This window comes from Herbaspirillum camelliae, assembly GCF_001929405.1.
Classification (GTDB): Bacteria; Pseudomonadota; Gammaproteobacteria; order Burkholderiales; family Burkholderiaceae_D; genus Herbaspirillum; species Herbaspirillum seropedicae.
In genome coordinates, this window is the sequence record NZ_KV880769.1 from 5,355,361 (window position 1) to 5,376,738 (window position 21,378).

A 21,378-nucleotide genomic window follows, 5' to 3' on the forward strand; every position below is an offset into this window, starting at 1 on the left:
AGTCAGGTATCGGCCTGCCGTGCGGCGGTGCGCCGCAGGTCAGCCAGCCTTGAGCCGCTTCGACCCGGCCCGCAGCAATTCGGTTCAGCCGCCAGTAGCCGGGCGGCCAGCGGCCTGGTTCAGCGCAGTACCGGCGTATCGACCTTGACATCGCCGCACTGGGCGCGATGGCGCAAGGCATGGTCCATCAGCACCAGCGCCAGCATGGCCTCGGCGATGGGCGTGGCGCGGATGCCCACGCAGGGGTCGTGGCGGCCGAAGGTCTCCACCGCGATCGGCTGGCCGCTCTTGTCGATGGACGGACGCGGCGTGCGGATGCTGGAAGTGGGCTTGATGGCGATCGAGGCCGTGATGTCCTGCCCGGTCGAGATGCCGCCCAGAACGCCGCCAGCGTTGTTGCCGACGAAGCCCTCCGGGGTCAGCGCATCGCCATGTTCGGAACCCTTCTGCGCCACCGAGCGGAAACCTGCGCCGATCTCCACGCCCTTGACGGCATTGATGCCCATGAGGGCAAAGGCGATCTCGGCATCGAGCTTGTCATACAGGGGCTCGCCCAGGCCCACCGGCACGTTCTGCGCCACCACGTCGATACGTGCGCCGATGGAGTCACCGTCCTTGCGCAAGGCGTCCATGTACGCTTCCAGGCGCTCGATGATGCTGGCGTTGGCGGCGAAGAAGGGGTTGTTGGGCACGTGTTCCCACGACTCGAAGGGAATGGCGATCTCGCCCAGCTGGCTCATGCAGCCCTTGAAGGTGGTGCCGTATTGCTCGAACAGCCACTTCTTGGCAACGGCCGCCGCGCCCACCACCGGCGCGGTCAGGCGGGCCGAGGAACGGCCGCCGCCGCGCGGGTCGCGGATGCCGTACTTGTGCCAGTAGGTGTAGTCGGCATGGCCGGGACGGAAAGTGTCGAGGATGTTGCCGTAGTCCTTGCTGCGCTGGTCCTGATTGCGGATCAGCAGCGCGATGGGGGTGCCGGTGGTCTTGCCTTCATAGGTGCCGGAGAGGATTTCGACGGTATCGGGCTCCTGGCGCTGGGTGACGTGACGGGAGGTGCCGGGACGGCGGCGGTCCAGTTCCGGCTGGATGTCGGCCTCCGACAGCGTCATGCCCGGCGGGCAGCCATCGATCACGCAGCCGATGGCCGGGCCGTGGGATTCGCCGAAGGTGGTGACGGTGAAGAGCTTGCCGAAGGTATTGCCGGACATGGTGGGATTCGCGCAAAAGTGGGGAAAGTCGCGATTTTACCAGTCCCGGGCGCTGCCGACGAGCCGCAGCGCCCTTCCCCATAGGGCCGCTACTTCCAGTGGCCGCGCAGTTCGCGCACCTTTTCCTGCAACAGCTCGGGACTGACCTGCTCGGGCGGGATCGCTTCGCCCACCGCCAGTTCCAGCCGCGAGAACAGGCCGCGCTTGAAGGTGCGCGCCACCGGATTGCTGGGGTCGCGCGAGAACAGGCTGCCCCACAGGCCGCGCAAGGCCATCGGCAACACCGGCACGGGGCTGCGGGCGATGATCTTCTGCACGCCGCCCTTGAAGGGATTGAGTTCGCCGTCGCGGGTGAGTTTTCCCTCAGGGAAGATGCACACCAGCTCGCCCTCATGCAGCGCCTGGGCGATATCGACAAAGGCCTTCTCGGTCAGCCACGGGTCTTCCTTGACCGGTGCAATCGGAATGGCGCGCACGTTACGGAACAGCCACGACATCACTGGAATCCTGAAGATCTGATGATCCATCACGAAGCGCACCGGACGCGGACTGGCCGCCATGATGGCGATGGCGTCGACATAGCTGACATGGTTGCACACCAGCACCGCCGGCCCCTGATCGGGAATCGCTTGGCCATTGATGATGCGTACCCGATAGAAGGTATGGATCAGGATCCAGGCCAGGAAGCGAATCAGGAATTCCGGCACCAGCGAGAAGATGTAGGCCGCCACCACGCCGTTCATGATGGCCGTGGCCAGGAAGATCTGCGGGATGCTCAGCCCGGCCTTCAACAGCACCATGGCCACCAGGGCCGAGACCACCATGAAGAGCGCGTTCATGATGTTCATCCCGGCGATGGTGCGGGAGACGTGGGCCGGATCGCAACGGGTCTGGATGAGGGCGAACAGCGGCACGATGTAGAGCCCGCCGAACACGCCGATGCCCAGGCAGTCGAGGAGGATGCGCCAGCTGCCACCCTGGGCCAGGAAGCCGCCCAGGTCCAGCATCGCCGTCGGCGTCACATAGGCCTGGCTGGCGAAGTACAGCTCCAGCCCGAACACCGACAGCCCGATGGAGCCGAACGGCACCAGGCCGATCTCCACCTTGTGGCCGGAGAGCCGTTCGCACAGCAGCGAACCCGCGCCGATGCCCACCGAGAACACCGCCAGCAGCAGCACGAAGACGCTGTGATCGCCATGCAGGTAGTTCTTCGCATAGACGGGAAACTGCGCCAGCATGATCGCGCCATAGAACCAGAACCAGGAATTGCCCAGCAACGACAGGAACACCGGCCGATTGCGACGCGAGTAAGCGAGGTTGCGCACGGTCTCGGTGAAGGGATTCCAGTTCACCTTCAACTCAGGCACCGGCGCTGGCGAGAGCGGGATGCGCAGGCTGGCCAGCCAACCCAGCACGGCAATGCCAATGGTCATGCCGGCCACCAGATGCAGGCCCCAGGGCTTGTGGACCACCAGCACCGCCCCGAGGATTTCGCCCAGCAGGATGCCCACGAAGGTCCCCATCTCGATGAGACCATTGCCGCCGATGAGCTCTTCGCGCCGCAGTTGCTGGGGCAGGTAGGCGTACTTGACCGGTCCGAACAGGGTGGAATGGATCCCCATGCCAATCACGGCGGCCACCAGCAGCCACAGGTGGTGCGTCATCCAGCCATAGGCGGCGATGCCCATGATGGCGATTTCCAGCAGCTTCACGAACCGCGCCACCCGGCCCTTTTCCAGCTTGTCGGCCAGTTGGCCGGAGGTGGCCGAGAACAGGAAGAACGGCAGGATGAACAAGCCCGGGATGAGGTTATTGAGCAGCCCCGGATCCATGTCCGTCCACGACAGCGCGTCATAGGTGAGGATGGTCAGCAGCGCCGTCTTGAAGACGTTGTCATTGAGTGCGCCGAGGAACTGGGTCCAGAAGAAGGGGGCGAAACGCCGCTGGGTGAAAAGCGTGAACTGGCTGTTCTTTTGCATGGGCAATCAGGTCAGGGAAGCAAAGTGCGCAGCCTAGCAGGCTGTGCCGGAATGACAACGACACCAAAGGGCAATAAAAAACCGCTCCAGAAGGAACGGTCATGGCGACGCCGCCAGCCCGACAAGGGCGGCGGCGATGGCGCGGGCAGATGCGCTCAGGCGTTGCCTTCGCGCTCTTCCTCCTCGGCCGGCCAGTCGCGGATGTAGGCCTTGAGCATCTTGTTCTCGAAGCCCTGGGCGTCCAGCACCGCCTTGGCCACGTCGTAGAAGGACATCACGCCCAGCACGGTGCGCGCTTCCATCACCGGCACGTAGCGGGCGTGCTTTTCCAGCATGATGCGGCGCACTTCGTTGAGGTCGGTATCGGGCGTGACGGTGATGGGTGCGTCGTTCATGTGCTTGCGCACGGTCGAGCCGCCCAGTTCGCCGCCATTCTTGTGCAGGGTCAGCAGGACTTCGCGGAAGGTCAGCATGCCGACCAGGTCGCCGTATTCCATGACCACCAGCGAACCGATGTCTTTTTCGGCCATCGCAGCCACAGCCTCCTGGATCGGGGTGTCCGGCGTGACGGTGAAGAGGATGTTGCCCTTGACCTTGAGGATTTCAGAGACTTTCATGATGTCGTCCTAGTTGTATGAAGCTGTTTTGACTGTAGGCGATGACGCCGGGAAAATCCAATTCATGGGGGCAACAGGATAACTGATCCTGTATGCAGCCGCTGGCGAGCCGCCAAACCCGCACCCATGCAGGGATGCACTGCACATGGTACGGGCAAGCAGCGCATTTGGGCAACCGCTGCATACATGGCGGTGCAGTATTGCCCTGCATCATCACCGACAGTGCAGTGGAAATGAAGAAATGAAGGATTGGAGGATTGAATCTGGCCGCCCCGCTGACTAAGCTGGAAAGGTCAGGACCCTCCGGAGAAGCCCATGTCCGCCACCCTGCCCGAACGCCACTACGCCAGCTTCAGCGAGTTCTACCCGATCTATCTGGGGGAGCATGCGCACCGGGTCAACCGGCAGCTGCATTTCCTGGGGTCCACGCTGGCCCTGCTGAGCCTGTTGCTGTTGCTGCTCACGCACCAGTGGTGGTGGCTGGGTGTGGCCCTGCTGTGCGGCTATGGCTTTGCCTGGGCCGGGCATTTCCTGGTGGAGAAGAACCAGCCGGCCACCCTGCGCCACCCGCTCTATTCCTTCATGGGCGACTGGGTGATGTACTGGCAGATGCTGACCGGTCAAGTCTCCTTCTGAATGGCCGGCCACGGCCCGGCTCACTCCGACGCCTGGCGCTCCCAGATGCGACCGCGCTCGGCCAGCGGCGCCGCAGTGTAGGGCGTGGCGGCGGGAGCAGACGCGGCAGCCGCCACTGCGGCCTGTTCCAGCTCGGCGCGCCGGGCGGCATCGGCGCTGCAGTAATCCTCCAGCGATTGCGCCAGCACGGCGTCGATGGCGCCCTCTACCCGATGGACCAGGCCCTCTTCTTCGCCCGCCTGGGCCAGCACCGCCGGATCGAACACGAACAGGCGGTACACTCGCGCCAACTGGATCGTGCTGGGATTGGCCACCAGGGTCCAGCGGTCCATGTCATCGGTGATGCGGCGGTTCCAGCTGCTGCGGCGGCTGTTGCCGGGCTTGACCGAGGCTACCCAGCCCTCTTCGCTCATCCTGGCCAGCAATTGCTGCAGCTCTCCCAGGCCCAGCCGGGTGGCGCGGCGCACCTCGTCCATGCTGACCACGGCCGACTCCACGCCGACCCGCGCCGCATGCAGGAAGCGCAGGACCTTGATCGCATCGATGAACTCCGCCCCGGGCGAGGCCACATGCCACCAGCGCTCGTAGCGCACCACCGGCAGCGCCGCTGTCAGCAGCGCACCGAAGAGCGTGATCATCCACATCATGTAGATCCACACCAGGAAGATCGGCAGCACCGCCACCGTGCCATAGACCATGGTGTAGGTCGGGAACTTGAGGATGTAGACGGCGAAGAGACGCTTGGCGATTTCCAGTCCGATGCCCGCCAGCAGACCGCCGGCCAGCGCATCGCGCCAGTCCACGGTCTGGTTGGGGACGGTGCTGTAGAGCAGCGTATAGGCCAGCGTCGAGAACATCAGCGAGACCAGCGTATAGAAACTGGCCCCCAGCCAGGGCAGGCTCTTGACTGCGCCGCCGGTGGCGGTGGAGAGATAGGAGGTCACGCTGATGGAGACCCCGATCAAGAGCGGCCCCAGCGTGATGATGGCCCAGTACACCAGCACGCGCTGCACCAGCGGACGCGACTTCTTGACGCGCCAGATCTGGTTGAACACGCTCTCGATGGTGGACATGGTCAGCACCGAGGTCAGGATCAGCACCACCCCGCCCACGGCCGAGATGCGCGCCGACTTGGCGGCGAACTGATTCAGATAGCCCAGGATGGTGTTGGCCACGCCCTTGGGCATGAGGTTCTCGACGAAGTAGGCTTCCAGTGAGGCGCGGAAGGTCGAGAACAGCGGGAAGGCCGTAAACAGCGCCAGCGCGATGGTCAGCATCGGCACCAGCGACAGGATGGTGGTGAAGGTCAGGCTGCCCGCCACTTGCGGCAGGCGGTCCTCGCGCAGCCGCCGGCCGGCGAAGCGCAACAGGTCGCTCAACTGCTCTCGGGTCAGGCCACGCATACGGGACAGGGAAATACGCACAGGGGACATCGGTTTGACTTCTCTCGGCAACAGCGCAGGAAGACCGTTCCCGCCACACCATGGTTCCAGCCGCAACGGCGGGCTCGCCGAGGGCAACGTTGGCGATTATCGCCCAAGCTGGCGGCAAATGTCCGCAAAAAGCGCAGGATGCGCGAAAGTTTCACCCATAGCAGACATGACATGTAGCAAAAGGCTGAATATCTGCCCCTTTTCCTGATGCCTCTGCACAAATAAACGGAAATATAATAGTCCGCATGACGACCTCCGCCACCTCTTCCACCGCTGTGAACACTGCCTCCAACGCCACCATCCTGGTGCTGTACTACTCGCGCCATGGCGCCACCCGCAAGCTGGCCGAACTGATCGCCCAGGGCGTGGAAAGCGTGCCCGGCTGCGATGCCCGTCTGCGCACCGTGCCGGCGGTGTCCACCGTGGCCGAGGCGGTCGAGCCGGACGTGCCCGCCTCCGGCGCGCCCTATGTGGAAGCGTCCGACCTGGAAGAGTGCGACGGCCTGGCGCTGGGTTCGCCCACGCGCTTTGGCAACATGGCTGCGGCCATGAAGTATTTCTGGGATGGCACCGCGCCGCAATGGCTCTCCGGTGCGCTCACTGGCAAGCCGGCCTGCGTGTTCACCTCCACCGGCAGCCTGCACGGCGGTCAGGAAGCCACCCTGCTGAGCATGATGATTCCGCTGCTGCACCACGGCATGCTGCTGGTGGGATTGCCCTACTCCCACCCGGAACTGATGAATACCCACAGTGGCGGCACGCCCTACGGCGCCAGCCACTGGGCGGGCGTCAACGGCAACCAGCCGCTGTCGGACGACTCGCGCACCCTGGCCATTGCCCTAGGCAAACGGCTGGCGGAAAACGCTATCAAACTACGGAGACCATCATGAACAGCCGCGCGCGCTATTTCCACCTGGGAGCCTGTTCCAGCCTGATCGCCCTGATCCTGCTGGGTCTGGCGTGGGAACTGGTGCTGGCGCCCTTGCGCCCGGGCGGCTCCTGGATGGTGCTCAAGGTCTTGCCGCTGCTGCTGCCGTTGCGCGGCGTGCTCAAGCGCGATGTCTACACGCTGCAATGGTCGTCCATGCTGATCCTGGTCTACCTGGCCGAAGGCCTGGTGCGCGCCACCAGCGACGCCGTCCACCTGTCGATGCAACTGGGCTGGGTGGAGGTGGCGCTGAGCCTGCTGTACTTCCTGTGCGCCCTGCTCTACCTGCACCCCTTCAAGAAGGCCGCCAAGGAAATCGCCCGCCAGGCGATTCAGAAGGCTTCCCAGTAAATCCTAAATCCCTCTCCCAGGCGCGTTCGCATGCGCGCCTGCGCCGCTGCCATGAATGAATTCCTGCAAGCCTGCCGGGCCGCCATCGGCGCGACCCATGTGCTCACCGACGCCCACGACACCGCCGGCTACCTGACCGACCAGCGCGGCCGCTATACCGGACGCGCCCTGGCCGTACTGCGCCCGGCCGATAGCGCCGAGGTGGCGGCGGTGGTCAGGCTGTGCGCCCAGTTCGCGGTGCCGCTGGTGCCGCAGGGAGGTAATACCGGACTGGTGCTGGGCAGCGTGCCGGATCAGCAAGGCAATGCCGTGGTGCTGTCGCTGCGCCGGCTCAACCGCATCCGCGCCATTGACGCCCTCAACAACACCATCACCGTCGAATCCGGCTGCGTGCTGCAACACCTGCAGGAACAGGCCGCCGCCGCAGGCCGGCTGTTTCCGCTCTCGCTGGCGGCCGAAGGCAGTTGCACCATCGGCGGCAATCTCTCCACCAATGCCGGCGGCACCGGCGTGCTGCGCTACGGCAATACCCGCGAGCTGTGCCTGGGGCTGGAAGTGGTGACGGCGCAGGGCGAGATCATGAGCAGCCTCAAGGGCCTGCGCAAGGACAACACCGGCTATGACCTGCGCGATCTCTTCATCGGCGCCGAAGGCACCCTGGGCGTGATCACCGCAGCGGTGATGAAGCTCTTCCCGCAACCGCGCGCCCAGGTCACTGCGCTGGCGGCGCTGCCAAGCCCGGCGCAGGCGCTGCAGCTGCTGCAGCTGGCGCAGGCGCATTGCGGCCCGGCGCTGAGCGGCTTCGAATTGATGTCGGACTTCTGCCTGCAACTGGTGCGCAAGCACTTCCCCGAGCAGCGCCTGCCCTTCGACCGGCCCCATCCGCAGTACGTGCTGCTGGAACTGTCGGACAGCGAATCGGAGGAACACGCCCGCACCCTCTTCGAAGGTCTCATCGGCACAGCCCTGGAACAGGGCCTCGTCGACGACGCCGTCATCGCCGCTTCGCTGGCCCAGTCCCGCGCGCTGTGGCGGCTGCGCGAAAGCATCTCCAGCGCACAGGCGCACGAGGGCAAGAACATCAAGCACGACATCTCGGTGCCGATCTCGCGCATCGCCGAATTCATCGCTGCCACCGACGTGCTGGTCCAGCAGGCTGCGCCCGGCTGCCGCATGGTCACCTTCGGCCACCTGGGCGACGGCAACCTGCATTACAACGTCTCGCCGCCCGAAGGCGTGGCCGACAGCGACTTCATCGCCCGCCAGGCGGCCATCAACCGGGTGGTGCATGACAGCGTGGACCGCTTCGGCGGCTCGATCTCGGCCGAGCACGGCCTGGGGGCGTTGAAACGCGAGGAAATCACGCGATATAAATCGCCGGTGGAACTGCAACTGATGCGCGCCATTAAACTGGCGCTGGATCCGCAACAGCTGATGAATCCGGGCAAAGTTCTCTGAGGCCCGCAGCATGAACGGATGAAGCCAGCCGGCGCAGACCGACGGCAGTGACATGTTCCCAGGGAGGGTAGCGCGCCGGGGACGGCGTGTCTGCTTTGCACCCTCTCATCGGCGAGGTCACCATGCATCTTTCTCCCCTGCCGCGCCAAGGTCTGGCGTTGCTCCTGGCACTGTGCCTGAATGCGTCCAGCCAGGCCGCCGTCTACAAATGCCAGTACGACGGGCTCACGACCTATAGCGACCATCTGTGCCAGCAGGCCGGCACGCTGTCCACTCCCCCCTTGCCTACTGTCCCTGCCTTCAAGGCCGCACCAGCGCCGCCATCCCCTTCGACGCCGCCCCGCTTGCCAAGGGCCGCTGGCGCGCGTAGCGCCACCACCGCCCACCGGCAGCGCTGCGGCCTGCTGGCGCAACAGCACCGCTGGGCGCAGGAAGACTTGCAAGCCGCGCGCAGCCTGGCGCAGCCGCCCGGTTCAGGCAAAGTCGAGCAGGCCCAGCGCAAGCTGCAGCGGCTGGAGCAACGCTTGCGCCTGCAATGCCCGCCCCCCTGAGTCCGGACAACAAAAAGGGACGGACGCCAACCGGGCCGTCCGTCCCAACCTCCCCCTCAGGAGCCTGCCGGAAACGCCGGCCTTGTGGCGCAGCGCTTCCTATGACTGCATCTTTGCATCAAGCCCGGAAGAGCAATCCGAAGAATAAGCGGCGATGCCGCCGCCAATTTGCGGGATAGCAATGCGACCGCCCTGCGCCGACCTTCAGGCGGCGCTCTTGTGCCGCTCGCGCATGGTCTGCAGGAACAGTTCCGGCGTCATGGGCCGCCCCATCAGGTAGCCCTGCAAGGCATCGCAACCGGCCGCGGCCAGGAACTCCTGCTGCTCCACCGTTTCCACGCCCTCAGCCACGATGCGCAGGTTCAGCGTACGGCCCAGCGCCACGATGGCCGAGACGATGGCGGCGTCTTCACCTCCCTGCTTGAGCTCGCGCACGAAGCCGCGATCGATCTTCAACTCGTTGGCGGGCAGGCGCTTGAGATAGAGCAGGCTGGAGTAGCCGGTGCCGAAATCGTCGATGGAGATTTCCACCCCCAGGTCGGCAATCTGGCGCAAGGTCTGCAGGCTGGCTTCAGTGTCATGCATGGCGGTGGATTCGGTGACTTCCAGGGTCAGGCATTGCGGTGGCAACTGATGGCGTTCCAGGGTCGTGCGCACCACCTCCAGCAAGTGCGGATCGGCGAACTGTAGCGCCGACAGGTTCACTGACATGGTCCAGTCCACATAGCCCAGTGCGAACCACTCGCGCATCTGGCGGCAGGCCTCGTCCAGCACCCAGGCGCCGATGGGCAGGATCAATCCGGAGCGCTCGGCCAGGCCGATGAACTGGTCCGGGGCCACCAGCCCATGCACCGGATGCTCCCAGCGCAGCAAGGCCTCGGCCCCCAGCACCGGACCATCGGGCAGGCTGAACTTGGGTTGATACACCAGGCGGAACTGGCCGCGCTCCAGCGCCACCCGCAGGTCCTGCAGCCATTGCAGTTGCTGCTGGGCGTTGGCGTTCATGGACGGTTCGAAGAAGTGGTAGCCGTTACGGCCGCTGCGCTTGGTGTGATACATGGCGGCATCGGCATTGATGACCAGGTCATGGCGGGTCGCGCCGTCCTCCGGATAGATGGCGATGCCTACGCTGGCCGAGACGCGCAGTTCGTGCTGGTTCACCTTGAAAGGCTGGTTGACCGCCTCCACCAGCTTCTCGGCGACGCCCATGGCGTCTTCCGGGGTGTTCAAGTCCACCAGGATGACGAATTCATCGCCGCCCAGGCGCGCCACCGTGTCATTGGCGCGGGAACTGCTGGTCAGGCGCTGCGCCACTTCCACCAGCAGGCGGTCGCCCACATGGTGGCCCAGCGAATCATTGATGGCCTTGAAACCATCCAGGTCCATGAACATCAGCGCAAAATGCCCCTGCTCGCGGGCGGCCTTGTTGATGGCCTGGTTCAGGCGGTCTTCCAGCAGGGTGCGGTTGGGCAGACGGGTGAGCTGGTCGTGCAGCACCATCTGGGTCAGCTCTTCATTGGCTGCGGCCAGCGAACGCGCCAGCTTGGCAGTGCGCGACTCAAGACGAGCGTCCAGCACCGAAGTCAGCAAGGCGATGGTCAGCGCCGCCAGCGTCACCACGATGATGAGCACGGCCAGCCAGCCCGGCGCCAGCCCCTCCTGCGCCGACAGACAGATAGAGTCGCGGCTGAAGCTGGCCGCACCCATGCCGGTGTAATGCATGCCGAAGATGGCGAGGCCCATCACTATCGAGGCCCCGCCACGGGCCGCCTTGACGTGCGGGGTGTTCCTGCGCAGGCTGAAGGCGATCCACAAGGCGGCTGCCGACGCGGCGATGGCAATGGCCACCGAGGCCAGGAACAGGAACAGATCGTAGGCGATGCCCGGCTGCATGCGCAGAGCGGCCATGCCGGTATAGTGCATGCACGCAATGCCGATCCCCATGAACAGGGCGCTGCCCAAGAGGCGTCGGGTCGGCAGTTCGGGACGGGTGACGATCCACAGGGCGAAGCCGGAGACGGCGATGGCGATCACCAGCGACAGCGCCGTGATCCCGGCGTCATACCCCAAGGCAATGGGCAGGCGGAAGGCCAGCATGCCGATGAAATGCATGGACCAGATGCCCAGCCCCATGGCCACGGCGCCGCCGGCCAGCCACCAGCGCGCCGCCCGTCCATGCTGGCTGGCCGTGGTATTGATGCGTTCGGCCATGTCCAGCGCCGTATAGGAGGCCAGGATGGCGACCAGCAATGAGACGACAACCAGCAGCTTGTCGTAGGTGGCAATGAGCATGGCGAAGGGTGCGACGTATCGAGACTATCGGGACTGCGGTTGAGGGGGGGGCTCCACGGGCCGGACCGGCCAGCGCCGCCCATGGGGGCAGTGGACGTCAGCTTAGAGGCGGCAGTATTGTCACACAATCAGGAAATACCCGTTATCAGACAGACATCTTCGACCCCGAAGTGAGGCATTACGTCACCTCTGGCAACTTTCTCCGCGCCAACCGATCTGTAATGCCAAGCGCGTCGCTGCCATTGCCGGTGCGATTGCCCAGCGCCAGAACAACAATATGCGAATAAAACAAGGACACCATGTTCAGCCCACGCCATTGCCTGCCCCGTCTCCCCCTCCCCTTGCGATCCGTCGCCCTGGCCCTGTGCGCCCTCGGCGGCACGTTGCTCATCGGCATGCCGGCCCACGCCGGCATCACGCTGGTACAACCGCCCAAGCGCATCGATGCCAGCAAGCCCCTGGAACTGACCCTGCTGGTCAGCGAGGAAGACCAGGCCGAACGCACCTACACGCTGCCGCCTACCCTCCTGGTGGCCGCCTCGGCCGACATGATCCCGCCCCAGCAGATCAGCTTGCAACGGGTCGATAGCGAGGGCAGCATCACCCTCAGGCAAGGCCAGTTCCGCAAGCTGCGCTATCGCGGCATGCTGCCAGAACGGTTGCGCGGCATGGTCCGCATCGAGCCCATCGGCATGGATGCCGCACCGGTGCTGGTAGCCGTGGTACGCCCCGATGCCGCGCTGGGCGCGCTGCCGGAGTCGCCTGACCTGATCAACACGCCCCTGGCCGACTCCTCCAGCACGGTAGCGCCAGTGGCGCCCTCGGCCACGGTCTTCACGCCCGGGGCCGACGCCTCGCCGCTGGACAGCGCCCCGGCGGCCGAAGACATCCTCTCCAACAACCGCCGCCTGTCCTTCAATGAACCGATGTACTTCACGGTGGGCAACAGCGGCGGCGATACCAATGCGCGCTTCCAGCTCAGCTTCAAGTTCCGCCTGTTCGTGCCGGACGATCCGCGCTCGCGCGGCCCGCTGGACAATCTCTACCTGGGCTACACCCAGTTCTCGCTGTGGGACCTGTCGGCCCCGTCGGCGCCCTTCCGCGACACCAGCTACCGGCCCAGCCTGTTCTACTACCTGCCGGACGTGGGCATCCAGAACCGCGTGTTCAGCCGCATCGGCATTGCCACCGGCCTGGAGCATGAGTCCAATGGCCGCGACGGTGCGCAGTCGCGCAGCATCAACACCTACTTCATCGAACCCAGCTTCAACTTCGGCAACCTCAACGACTACCACTTCAAGGTCGCGCCCAAGGTCTATGCCTATCTCGGCCCCACCCGCGACAATCCCGACATCGGCGACTACCGCGGCCACATGGACCTGAAGCTGTCCTATGGCAAACCGGATGGGCTGGAAGTAGCCACCATGCTGCGCAAGGGCCGGCTGGGCGGCACGCTGACCAGCCAGACCCAGGTCTCCTACCCGCTCTCGCGCCTGTTGCCGGGGACGGCCGGCTACCTGATGGCCAGTTATTTCCACGGCTATGGCGAGAGCCTGCTGACCTACAACCAGAAGGATCGCGCACAGTTCCGCATCGGCTACGCGCTGTGGCGCTGAAACACGGTCATGGATGACAAAACGGGGATGCCTGGCATCCCCGTTCTTGCTGGCGAACCTGCACTGCGGATCAGGCCACAGGTGTCCGCAGGGTGACGAATTCCTCGGCGGAAGTCGGATGGATGCCAATGGTGGTATCGAACTGGGCCTTGGTCGCTCCGCATTGCAGGGCCACCGCAAAGCCCTGGATGACCTCGCCAGCGTCGCCGCCGACCATGTGCACGCCCAGTACGCGATCAGTACGGGCATCGACCACCAGCTTCATGAAGGTGCGTTCGGTATTGCGCGAAAGCGTGTTCTTGAGCGGCTTGAAATCAGTCTTGAAGATCTTCAGCTCGCCGAACTGCTGGCGCGCCTCTTCCTCCGACAAGCCCACCGTACCCACATTGGGATGGCTGAACACCGCCGTGGGAATGTTGGCATAGGACATGCCGCGCTCGCCCTTGCCGAACAGGCGCGAGACCACGGCCATGGCTTCGGCCAGCGCCACCGGCGTGAGTGCGACGCGGTCGATCACATCGCCCACGGCCAGGATGGAAGGGACACTGCTTTCGAAGTCCTGGTTGACTTCGATCGCCCCATTGGCCTTGAGCTTCACGCCTGCCTCTTGCAGCCCCAGGCCGGCGGTGTTGGCCGTGCGGCCGGTGGCGAACAGCACGCACTGCGCCGACAGCGCCTCGCCATTGGTGAGCCGCACCGTCTTGACGCTTGCCTCGCCCGCCTGCTCCGCCTCGATGGCCTCGATGCTGGCGTTGAAGATGATACGGATGCCCTTCTTGGCCATCTCGTCGGCCAGGTGGATGCCGAGATCGGCGTCCATATTGCGCAGCAGACGCTCGCGCCGATACACCAGGGTCACCTCGCAGCCCAGGCCATTGAGGATGGAGGCCAGTTCGACGGCGATATAGCCGCCGCCCAGTACCACGGCGCGCTGCGGCAGCGCCTTGAGATGGAAGAAATCGTCGGAGGTGATGCCCAGATCGGCGCCAGGGATGGCCGGCTTGTCGGGACGTCCGCCGGTGGCCACCAGGATGTGGCGGGCGGTGAAGCGCTGGCCATCGACATTGACGGTGTGGGCATCCTCCACCTTGGCAAAGCCGCGGTGCAGGCTGACCTTGGCGTTATCGAGCAGGCGCAGGTAGATGTCGTTGAGGTGGGCGATCTCGCGGTCCTTGTTGGCCATGAGCGCGCTCCAGTCGAAACTGAGCTGGCCGTTGAGCGTCCAGCCATAGCCAGCCGCGTCGGCGAACTCCTCGTGGTAATGGGCGCTGTAGGACATCAGCTTCTTGGGGATGCAACCCAGGTTCACGCAAGTGCCGCCCAGGTCGCCCTTCTCGGCCAGGCCCACGCGCGCACCGGCCTGGCTGGCGAAACGCGCCGCGCGCACGCCGCCGGAGCCGCCGCCGATGGTGAAAAGGTCATAGTCGTATTGGCTCATGGTGGCTCCAGGGATCTGCGCCAGGCGCGCTGGCAGGTTCATCGGTTCGGTCGTGCAGGGGTTATGCGGGCGGCGCAGCGTTTTGCAAGGGCTGGCTGCGCTTGCCATCGAGCGCGCGCATGACCAGCAGCACCGGCGCCAGTCCGACCAGCACGATGGACAAGGCCGGCAAGGCCGCCTCGCCCAGGCGCTCATCGCGCGCCAGGTTGTGGGCGATCACGGCCAGGGTATCGGTATCGAAGGGTCGCAACAGCAAAGTGGCCGGCAGTTCCTTGACCACATCCACGAACACCATCAGGGCCGCCACCGCCAGCGAACGCCACAGCAAGGGCATATGCACGCGCCAGGCAATGACGGCGCGCGAACTCCCCAGGGTGCGCGCCGCTTCATCCAGGCTGGCGGGGATGCGGGTGTAACCGGATTCCACCGACTGCACCGCCACCGCCGTGAAGCGTACCAGATACGCATAGATCACGCCCAGCGAGCTGGCCGTGAGCAAGACGCCCAGGCCCGCCCCCGGCCACAGCGATTGCAGCCAGGCCACCGGCAACAGGATGCCCACCGCGATGACCGAGCCAGGGATGGCGTACCCCATGCCGGCCAGCCGCGCCGTCAGCCGCAGCAATGCTGCCTGCAGACGCGGCAGGCCGCCGCTGCGCAGCGCAAAGCACAAGGCCAGGGCCAGCACGATGGCCGCCAGCGCGGCCATGCCGCCGAATCGGAAACTGTTCCACACCCAGCCGGCATACCGGCCGACATCGAACCCCACCGCCTGCGCAGCCTCGCTCCACCACAGGCGCAGCAGGATCGCCACCGGCAGCACAAAGCCCAGTACCACCGGCAGGCCGCACACCAGCCAGGCCAGTGCGGTCTGGGCGCGCGAGAGCGCGGGCAGGCGCGCCTCGGCGCCATCATGGCCGCGTCCGCCGCGCGTGGCGGCAAAGCGCATGCGGCCTTGTTCACGCCGCTCCAGCCACAGCAGCACGGTCACGAACAGCAGCAGCAGCGACGCGTACTGGGCCGCAGCCAGGCGATCATCCAGCACCACCCAGGCCTTGTAGATGCCGGTGGTGAAGGTGGTCAGGCCGAAGTAGGCCGAGACCCCGTAGTCGGCCAGCGTCTCCATCAGCGCCAGCGCCGCCCCGGCGGCCAGGGCCGGGCGCGCCAGCGGCAGGGCCACGCGCACGATGCGCTCGGACAGCGGTGCGCCCAGCATGCGGGCCGCTTCCATCAGGTGGGTGCCGCGCTCGCTCAAGGCATTGCGGGCCAGCAGGTAGGCATAGGGATAGAGGGTGAGCACGAACATGCAGATCGCCCCCGGCAAGCCGCGCACTTCCATTCGAAAGCCGGGGAACCAGCTGCGCAAGGTGCTCTGCACCACGCCAGCGTACTGCAGGAAATCGGTATAGGCGTAGGCCGACACATAGGCCGGCATGGCCATGGGCAACAGCAAGGCCCAGGAAAACCAGCGCCGCCCGCGAAATTCGAAGAGGCTCACCGTCACTGCCGTGGCGCCGCCCACCATCACCACCCCCAGTGTCACCATCAGCGCCAGCCATCCCGAGGTCGCGAGGTAGCCCGGCAGCACCGTTTCTGCCTGCTGGCGCAAGGCGTCCAGGCCCTGGGCGTCCAGCCCGAACCAGGCGCAGAGGATGGCAAGGATGGGCAAGGCGATCAGGACAGCGAGCAAACCGATGAAATGCATAGGGAACCAGATCCGTGAGGACAGAATGAAGGAAGACGCGGGCGCATGCGCTACACTGCGCAAAATCGTTCGCAAACGCGAATTGTAACCATTTCATTGAGCATGCCCATGTTTCTGGAAGTCGAACACCTCAGCATCCGCTATCCCCGCACCCCTGCCCCGGCCGTAGACGCCGTCACGCTGCGCCTGGCGCCGGGCGAACTGGGCGCGCTGATCGGCCCTTCCGGCAGCGGCAAGACCAGCCTGCTGCGCGCAGTGGCTGGCCTGGAGCCGGCCCAGGCGGGGCTGATCCGCCTCGATGGCCAGTTGCTCGAAGGCGGCGGCGTGCGCGTGCCTGCCGAGCAGCGGCGCATCGGCATGGTGTTCCAGGATTTCGCCCTGTTCCCGCACCTGAACGTGGCCGACAACATCGCCTTCGGCCTGCGTGGCCGCCACAAGAGCGAGCGCAGTGCGATCGTGGCCGAGATGCTGGCGCTGGTGGGCCTGCCCGAGGCCGGCGCCAGGTTTCCGCACCAGCTCTCGGGCGGCCAGCAGCAGCGCATTGCGCTGGCGCGCGCGCTGGCCCCGCAGCCGCGCCTGTTGCTGCTGGACGAGCCCTTCTCCAGCCTGGATGTGGAATTGCGCGAACGCCTGGCGCACGATGTGCGCGACATCCTCAAGCGCACCCACACCACCGCGTTGATGGTGACGCACGACCAGATGGAAGCCTTTGCCGTCGCCGATGTGGTCGGCGTGATGCGCCAGGGGCAACTGGAGCAATGGGATACGCCGTATGCGCTCTATCACCGTCCGGCCACCCGCTTTGCCGCTGATTTCATCGGCCATGGCGTGCTGCTGCAAGGGCAGTTGCGCGGGCGGGATGCAAACGCGCAAGCGCTTGCGAGCCGGCCAGCAACCAGCCATCACCAAGTGGGCGAACAGGAAGAAATCGAAGTAGAGACCGCCGCCGGATTGCTGCGCGGCGTGCCGCTGCATGCGCTGCATGGCCAGCAAGCAGCCCAGACCAGCGAGGTCGACGTGCTGTTGCGCGCCGATGATGTGATCCACGACGACGCCTCCCCCTTCCGGGCAAGAGTGGTGCGCAAGTCCTTCCGAGGGGCGGAATTCCTCTACACGCTGGCGCTGGAGAATGGCCAGACGCTATTGTCGCTGGCGCCCTCGCATCACGATCACGCCGTGGGCGAATGGATAGGCATCAGGCTGGAAGTGACGCATCTGGTGACCTTCGCCAGGACCGAGTCGACTCCGGCAGGCGTGCTTGCAGTACCTGCGGTACCCGCGCCCATGGCTGCCAACGCAGCCGACCTGGCACACGAAGGTGTGGGCCGCTGATCCACGCGGGCCGGGCGGCCCAGCGCGTCAACGACCAGCCAGTCAAGGGCGCGCCGCATCAGGCGCGCGCCTTCGACAGGACCAGCAGCCAGCGACGCAGCAGCAGGATTTCCAGATGGCCCGGCTCGATGCCGGCGCTGCACTCGATGAGCGGGTTGACCCGGTAGCGGCGCACGTAGGTGTCGCGGCAGATGAAGATTTCCCGGCGGCCCAGGCGGATGCTGAGCGAAGACGGGCTGGATGAAGAAACAGCGAAGCGAGCGTCGGAAGCAAGATCAAAGTGGGTCATGGCAGCGATTCCTCTTCTGGTCTGTAAGAGGCTTCACTTTAGCACAAACACTGTATGCATACACAGTATTTTTTATACAGTAGTGTTGCTGCCATGGCGAGCATACAACAACCCGCCCCACCCTGCCCGCCGGCTGTCGCGTCTAGGCCACGCCCGCTGCCAGGCGCGCCCGCACGAAGCCGATATGCTCGCGCAGGACATAGAACTGGTCGGCAAAGGCCAGCGGCATCTTCATGCGGTTCACGGCCATCTCGATCTCGTCCAGACGCTTGAGGATATCGGCCTGCTCCTGCGGCGAGTCACGCGAGATGCCACGTTCCAGCGCGATGAGCTCGCCATACCAGCGATAGATGCGCGAGCGCACCCGCCAGCCATAGAGCATGGGCACCAGCCGTATCCCCGGAATGAGCAGCAGGATCACCGGCAGCACGATCACCACCGCCCGGTCCAGCAGGCTGGCCAGCCAGAATGGCAAGGTGCGGTAGAAGAAGGTCTTGCCTGACTTGTAGTAGCGCGCCGCATCGTCGCTGATGCGGTATTCATGTTCCAGCGGGGCCGGAAACTCGCCGGCCTTCTGCATCACATTGGCCTTGCCGTGGACTTCGTGGGCGGCCTCGATGAGCAGGTCCGAGAGCGCCGGATGCAGGTCTTCACGCGCCACCAGTTCGGCGGTGGGTGCGATCAACTGGGTATCGCGCGCCGGCAGGTTGCGCGCCAGGTCAAAGACGCCCATGGGCATCTTCAGCGTATTGAGGTAGCGGAAGCGTCGCACATAGGCCTCCGCCTGCGAGAAATCCAGCAGACGGATACCGGGCGCGCGCAGCAGCTTGCCCATGGTCGCCACCGAGACCGAGTCCCCCATCAGGAAGGCCGCATCGATCTTGCCGCTGGTCAGCGCCTGCGCAGCCTCGTCGCCGCCGATGTTGAGCAGTTGGGTAGCGCCGCCGGCTTCCACGCCATTGGCCTTGAGCAGCGTGGCGGCCAGCACGCTGGAGCCGCTGCCCTGGCCACCGATGGCGATACGTTTGCCGGCCAGCTCGGACAGTTGACGCAGCGGCGGTATCGGCTTGCCCTCCGCATTGACGGACGCACTGCGGTAATAGACCGACACCGGCACATAGGAAATGCTGCCCAGCGACACCAGCGAGCTCATCGCATCGGCCGACACCGCGCCGGCCAGGCCACCCTGGACGAAACCGACATCGATGTCCTGGTCGCTATCGGCCAGGCGTTTCAGGTTGTCCAGGGAACCGCCGGTCTCGACGATATCGAGCTTGATGCCATCGCGCGCCAGGATGGTCTTGTAGCGCTCCGCCACGCGCCAGAAGTTGCTGTCCTTGGGACCGGCGGCGATGGTGATGGACGATGGCGGCGCGGGCCGGATCAGCCAGATCACCAGCCACGCACCCACCAGGATCAGCAGGATGATGGGGCCGAAGCTGACAGCCAGGTCGCGCCAGGAGATGGCCACGAAGCGCGCCCGTATCCGGGTGGCCGACGGCGCATAGGCAGAGAGTTTCTTGTCTTTGAGCATGCGCGCTATTCTAGCCGCGCCTGCCTGCTTTGACCGCACGAGCTTGTAACACCATGTCAGGGCCGGGCGAGCGACACCCGGCCAGCAGGCATCAGGGCGTCAGCGCATCAGGGCATGTACTGTCCGCCGTTGACATCGATGATCTGCCCGGTCACGTAACCCGACATCTGCTCCGACGCCAGGTAGAGGAAAGCCCCGCTGCATTCATCCGGCTCGCCGATGCGTCCCATGGGAATGGTCTTGCGGAAGCCCTCCAGCTGTTCCGGCGTAGTAAAGCGTTCCTGAAACGGCGTCATGATCACACCCGGCGCCACCGCATTGACGCGGATCTTGTCGGCCAGCAATTCCTTGGCCATCCCCCGCGTGATAGTGCTGACAAAGCCCTTGGAGGCCGCATAGATCAGCGCACCAGGACCGCCCCCATGACGCGCCGCCACGGAAGTGACATTGATGATGTTGCCGCCACCCTGGGCGCGCATGACCGGGATCACCGCGCGGGTGAAGGCCACCACCGAGCGGGCGTTGATGTTGATGATGTCGTCGAAGAGTTCATCGGTGACCGCTTCCAGCGGCGCACGCTTGACCAGCGCCCCGGCGTTGTTGATGAGCACATCGATGCGGCCCATCTGCGCCACCGCCTTGGTCACTGCCGCGGTGATGGCCGACGTATCGCGCACGTCGGCGCCGATGGTGATGGCCTTGCTGCCCGCGGCGCGCACCTCGGCGGCGACGGCCTCGGCTTCCTTTTCCGAGCTGTTGTAGTGCACCACCACATGGGAACCCCGGGCCGCAAAGGCCCTGGCGGCGGCCGCGCCGATACCGGTGCTTGCGCCGCTGATGAAGACGACTTTTCCTGCCAGATCCAGCATGCTGTTCTCCTGTCAAAGAAACGGTTGATCACTCATGCTCCGGCTTGTCATGGGGCGGCCCTTTAGCGCCTGCCGGTATCGGGTCTTGTGAGGGACGCCGCGCGCCAGGTGCTGCGGCCGTACTGCCACGCCGCCGTTGTGGAATGCCGCACAGGCCAGGCTGGCGGCAACGGTGGCGCTTGCTGCGTTCAGTCGTAGACCGATTCGTTGCGATTGCGGCCAGCACTGCGGTAGGCATCGCGCACGCGCATCAGATGATGGCGCATGGCCTCGGAGGCCTTCTGCGGATCACGCGCCTTGAGGGCGTCCAGGATCTGGCGGTGGTCCTGCAGGCTGCGCTCCAGCGTAGCCGGGATGCGCGAGGTGATGGAACGGCTTTTCTTGCCCAGCATGTAGAGGCTGCCGGCGATGCTTTGCAGGAAGGGATTGTTGCAGGCCTCGATGATGGCTTCGTGGAATTCCACATCGGCAGCCGCGAAGGCAGCGGGATCCGACAGCAGACGCGCCTCGTCCTCGACATTGCGCGCCAGGCGGTCCAGTTCGGCGTCCTCGATATGGGTGGCGGCCAGCGCAGCCACACCGGTCTCGATGATGAGACGGGCATCGAAGAGCGACTCCAGCGTGCCCGGGTTGAGATCGATGATCATCTCCAGCGGCTCCAGCAGCTCGCGCGTCTCCAGCGAACTGACGAAGGTGCCCTCGCCTTGGCGGATGCGCAGCAGCCCCAGCAGCGCCAGCCCGCGAATGGCCTCGCGCACCGCAGGCCGGCCCACACCCAGCATGGCCGCCAGCTCGCGCTCGGGCGGCAGCTGCTGGTCGGGCTTCAACAGGCCGCTGCGGATCATGGTCAGCAGCCGCTGGGCAACCTGTTCGGAAATGGATTTCTGGACGATGGGGTCGAAGGACATGCTCTCTGGATACCTGCCTGTAGGGGTGAATCACTGCCGTCTCGGCAATGTGGTCCTGCCCCGCCCGCCCGGCGTTTGCGGGCGGCGTAAGGTAAGACCAATTGGGAGGTGAGGATAGGTATGGGGAAGGAATGTGTCAAGCGGTGGGAATTTTGGTGCAGCGCGCAAGAAACTGGCGAGCGTCGCCCGGGACGGGACGCCGCGCCAAATGGGGACGATGGCAAGAGCGCAGCA

Annotated in this window: 18 protein-coding genes; 7 read left to right on the forward strand and 11 right to left on the reverse strand. The window is 65.3% G+C overall.

Translation table 11 applies throughout. The features are described 5' to 3' along the window. Positions 1 to 119: 119 nt before the first annotated feature. From aroC to BGK68_RS23985, 3 genes are all read right to left on the reverse strand, one after another. Entirely contained in the window at positions 120 to 1,208 is a 1,089-nt protein-coding gene (gene aroC, locus BGK68_RS23975; protein WP_013235246.1) for a chorismate synthase, read from the reverse strand. Between the two features lie 89 nt (positions 1,209 to 1,297). Beyond that, a complete protein-coding gene (locus BGK68_RS23980; protein ID WP_075259134.1) occupies positions 1,298 to 3,187 on the reverse strand; it encodes an MFS transporter in 1,890 nt (629 codons plus the stop codon). Between the two features lie 155 nt (positions 3,188 to 3,342). Beyond that, positions 3,343 to 3,804 (reverse strand): CBS domain-containing protein, encoded by a 462-nt coding sequence (locus tag BGK68_RS23985; RefSeq protein ID WP_013235248.1) that lies wholly within the window; start codon positions 3,802 to 3,804, stop codon positions 3,343 to 3,345. A gap of 315 nt (positions 3,805 to 4,119) precedes the next feature. Here BGK68_RS23985 and BGK68_RS23990 point away from each other — a divergent pair, with 315 nt between their 5' ends. Continuing rightward, entirely contained in the window at positions 4,120 to 4,440 is a 321-nt protein-coding gene (locus BGK68_RS23990; RefSeq protein ID WP_075259135.1) for a DUF962 domain-containing protein, read from the forward strand. A gap of 20 nt (positions 4,441 to 4,460) precedes the next feature. On the opposite strand, the gene BGK68_RS23995 is transcribed toward BGK68_RS23990, so the two are convergent. Beyond that, on the reverse strand, positions 4,461 to 5,873 hold the full coding sequence (locus tag BGK68_RS23995; protein WP_083657883.1) for a YihY family inner membrane protein: 1,413 nt from the start codon (positions 5,871 to 5,873) through the stop codon (positions 4,461 to 4,463). Between the two features lie 245 nt (positions 5,874 to 6,118). Here BGK68_RS23995 and wrbA point away from each other — a divergent pair, with 245 nt between their 5' ends. The 4 genes from wrbA to BGK68_RS24015 all read left to right on the forward strand — a co-directional run bounded on the left by wrbA (position 6,119) and on the right by BGK68_RS24015 (position 9,161). After that, complete coding sequence (gene wrbA, locus BGK68_RS24000) at positions 6,119 to 6,763, forward strand: NAD(P)H:quinone oxidoreductase (protein ID WP_075259137.1); 645 nt, start codon at positions 6,119 to 6,121, stop codon at positions 6,761 to 6,763. Continuing rightward, on the forward strand, positions 6,760 to 7,152 hold the full coding sequence (locus tag BGK68_RS24005; protein ID WP_013235252.1) for a DUF2069 domain-containing protein: 393 nt from the start codon (positions 6,760 to 6,762) through the stop codon (positions 7,150 to 7,152). The genes wrbA and BGK68_RS24005 overlap by 4 nt, the downstream gene beginning before the upstream one ends. Before the next feature lie 51 nt (positions 7,153 to 7,203). Continuing rightward, the gene (locus BGK68_RS24010) at positions 7,204 to 8,610 is read left to right on the forward strand and encodes an FAD-binding oxidoreductase (protein ID WP_075259977.1); all 1,407 of its coding nucleotides are present in this window, start codon (positions 7,204 to 7,206) and stop codon (positions 8,608 to 8,610) included. Positions 8,611 to 8,732: 122 nt separating this feature from the next. Next, positions 8,733 to 9,161 carry a hypothetical protein gene (locus BGK68_RS24015; protein ID WP_075259138.1) on the forward strand — a complete coding sequence of 143 codons (429 nt, stop codon included), beginning with the start codon at positions 8,733 to 8,735 and terminating at the stop codon, positions 9,159 to 9,161. 204 nt (positions 9,162 to 9,365) lie between these two features. Here BGK68_RS24015 and BGK68_RS24020 read toward each other — a convergent pair whose 3' ends face one another. Further along, entirely contained in the window at positions 9,366 to 11,453 is a 2,088-nt protein-coding gene (locus tag BGK68_RS24020; RefSeq protein ID WP_075259139.1) for a putative bifunctional diguanylate cyclase/phosphodiesterase, read from the reverse strand. Between the two features lie 299 nt (positions 11,454 to 11,752). On the opposite strand from BGK68_RS24020, the gene BGK68_RS24025 reads away from it, so the two are divergent. After that, complete coding sequence (locus tag BGK68_RS24025; RefSeq protein WP_198937249.1) at positions 11,753 to 13,069, forward strand: phospholipase A; 1,317 nt, start codon at positions 11,753 to 11,755, stop codon at positions 13,067 to 13,069. Positions 13,070 to 13,139: 70 nt separating this feature from the next. Here the strand turns inward: BGK68_RS24025 and gorA are convergent, their stop codons facing one another. Then, the gene (gene gorA / locus BGK68_RS24030) at positions 13,140 to 14,507 is read right to left on the reverse strand and encodes a glutathione-disulfide reductase (RefSeq protein WP_075259979.1); all 1,368 of its coding nucleotides are present in this window, start codon (positions 14,505 to 14,507) and stop codon (positions 13,140 to 13,142) included. A gap of 61 nt (positions 14,508 to 14,568) precedes the next feature. Beyond that, positions 14,569 to 16,212: an ABC transporter permease gene (locus BGK68_RS24035; protein ID WP_075259140.1), complete on the reverse strand. Its 1,644-nt coding sequence runs from the start codon at positions 16,210 to 16,212 to the stop codon at positions 14,569 to 14,571. Positions 16,213 to 16,320: 108 nt separating this feature from the next. Between BGK68_RS24035 and BGK68_RS24040 the strand changes: the two genes are divergently transcribed. Continuing rightward, positions 16,321 to 17,544, forward strand: coding sequence for an ABC transporter ATP-binding protein (locus BGK68_RS24040; RefSeq protein WP_075259141.1), 1,224 nt, complete (start codon positions 16,321 to 16,323; stop codon positions 17,542 to 17,544). Positions 17,545 to 17,602: 58 nt separating this feature from the next. Here BGK68_RS24040 and BGK68_RS24045 read toward each other — a convergent pair whose 3' ends face one another. The 4 genes from BGK68_RS24045 to BGK68_RS24060 form a co-directional block, all read right to left on the reverse strand. After that, the gene (locus BGK68_RS24045) at positions 17,603 to 17,833 is read right to left on the reverse strand and encodes a hypothetical protein (RefSeq protein WP_075259142.1); all 231 of its coding nucleotides are present in this window, start codon (positions 17,831 to 17,833) and stop codon (positions 17,603 to 17,605) included. A 142-nt stretch (positions 17,834 to 17,975) separates the two neighbouring features. Then, positions 17,976 to 19,367 (reverse strand): TAXI family TRAP transporter solute-binding subunit, encoded by a 1,392-nt coding sequence (locus BGK68_RS24050; RefSeq protein WP_075259143.1) that lies wholly within the window; start codon positions 19,365 to 19,367, stop codon positions 17,976 to 17,978. Positions 19,368 to 19,474: 107 nt separating this feature from the next. Beyond that, complete coding sequence (locus BGK68_RS24055; protein WP_075259144.1) at positions 19,475 to 20,236, reverse strand: SDR family NAD(P)-dependent oxidoreductase; 762 nt, start codon at positions 20,234 to 20,236, stop codon at positions 19,475 to 19,477. A gap of 188 nt (positions 20,237 to 20,424) precedes the next feature. After that, the gene (locus tag BGK68_RS24060; RefSeq protein ID WP_075259145.1) at positions 20,425 to 21,144 is read right to left on the reverse strand and encodes a FadR/GntR family transcriptional regulator; all 720 of its coding nucleotides are present in this window, start codon (positions 21,142 to 21,144) and stop codon (positions 20,425 to 20,427) included. Positions 21,145 to 21,378 lie beyond the last annotated feature (234 nt).

What these genes read in the sequence shown, in the direction of transcription:
- aroC (WP_013235246.1), bottom strand. Translation starts at nt 1,208, where the DNA reads ATGTCCGGCAATACCTTCGGCAAGCTCTTCACCGTCACCACCTTCGGC.
- BGK68_RS23980 (WP_075259134.1), bottom strand. Translation starts at nt 3,187, where the DNA reads ATGCAAAAGAACAGCCAGTTCACGCTTTTCACCCAGCGGCGTTTCGCC.
- BGK68_RS23985 (WP_013235248.1), bottom strand. Translation starts at nt 3,804, where the DNA reads ATGAAAGTCTCTGAAATCCTCAAGGTCAAGGGCAACATCCTCTTCACC.
- BGK68_RS23990 (WP_075259135.1), top strand. Translation starts at nt 4,120, where the DNA reads ATGTCCGCCACCCTGCCCGAACGCCACTACGCCAGCTTCAGCGAGTTC.
- BGK68_RS23995 (WP_083657883.1), bottom strand. Translation starts at nt 5,873, where the DNA reads ATGTCCCCTGTGCGTATTTCCCTGTCCCGTATGCGTGGCCTGACCCGA.
- wrbA (WP_075259137.1), top strand. Translation starts at nt 6,119, where the DNA reads ATGACGACCTCCGCCACCTCTTCCACCGCTGTGAACACTGCCTCCAAC.
- BGK68_RS24005 (WP_013235252.1), top strand. Translation starts at nt 6,760, where the DNA reads ATGAACAGCCGCGCGCGCTATTTCCACCTGGGAGCCTGTTCCAGCCTG.
- BGK68_RS24010 (WP_075259977.1), top strand. Translation starts at nt 7,204, where the DNA reads ATGAATGAATTCCTGCAAGCCTGCCGGGCCGCCATCGGCGCGACCCAT.
- BGK68_RS24015 (WP_075259138.1), top strand. Translation starts at nt 8,733, where the DNA reads ATGCATCTTTCTCCCCTGCCGCGCCAAGGTCTGGCGTTGCTCCTGGCA.
- BGK68_RS24020 (WP_075259139.1), bottom strand. Translation starts at nt 11,453, where the DNA reads ATGCTCATTGCCACCTACGACAAGCTGCTGGTTGTCGTCTCATTGCTG.
- BGK68_RS24025 (WP_198937249.1), top strand. Translation starts at nt 11,753, where the DNA reads ATGTTCAGCCCACGCCATTGCCTGCCCCGTCTCCCCCTCCCCTTGCGA.
- gorA (WP_075259979.1), bottom strand. Translation starts at nt 14,507, where the DNA reads ATGAGCCAATACGACTATGACCTTTTCACCATCGGCGGCGGCTCCGGC.
- BGK68_RS24035 (WP_075259140.1), bottom strand. Translation starts at nt 16,212, where the DNA reads ATGCATTTCATCGGTTTGCTCGCTGTCCTGATCGCCTTGCCCATCCTT.
- BGK68_RS24040 (WP_075259141.1), top strand. Translation starts at nt 16,321, where the DNA reads ATGTTTCTGGAAGTCGAACACCTCAGCATCCGCTATCCCCGCACCCCT.
- BGK68_RS24045 (WP_075259142.1), bottom strand. Translation starts at nt 17,833, where the DNA reads ATGACCCACTTTGATCTTGCTTCCGACGCTCGCTTCGCTGTTTCTTCA.
- BGK68_RS24050 (WP_075259143.1), bottom strand. Translation starts at nt 19,367, where the DNA reads ATGCTCAAAGACAAGAAACTCTCTGCCTATGCGCCGTCGGCCACCCGG.
- BGK68_RS24055 (WP_075259144.1), bottom strand. Translation starts at nt 20,236, where the DNA reads ATGCTGGATCTGGCAGGAAAAGTCGTCTTCATCAGCGGCGCAAGCACC.
- BGK68_RS24060 (WP_075259145.1), bottom strand. Translation starts at nt 21,144, where the DNA reads ATGTCCTTCGACCCCATCGTCCAGAAATCCATTTCCGAACAGGTTGCC.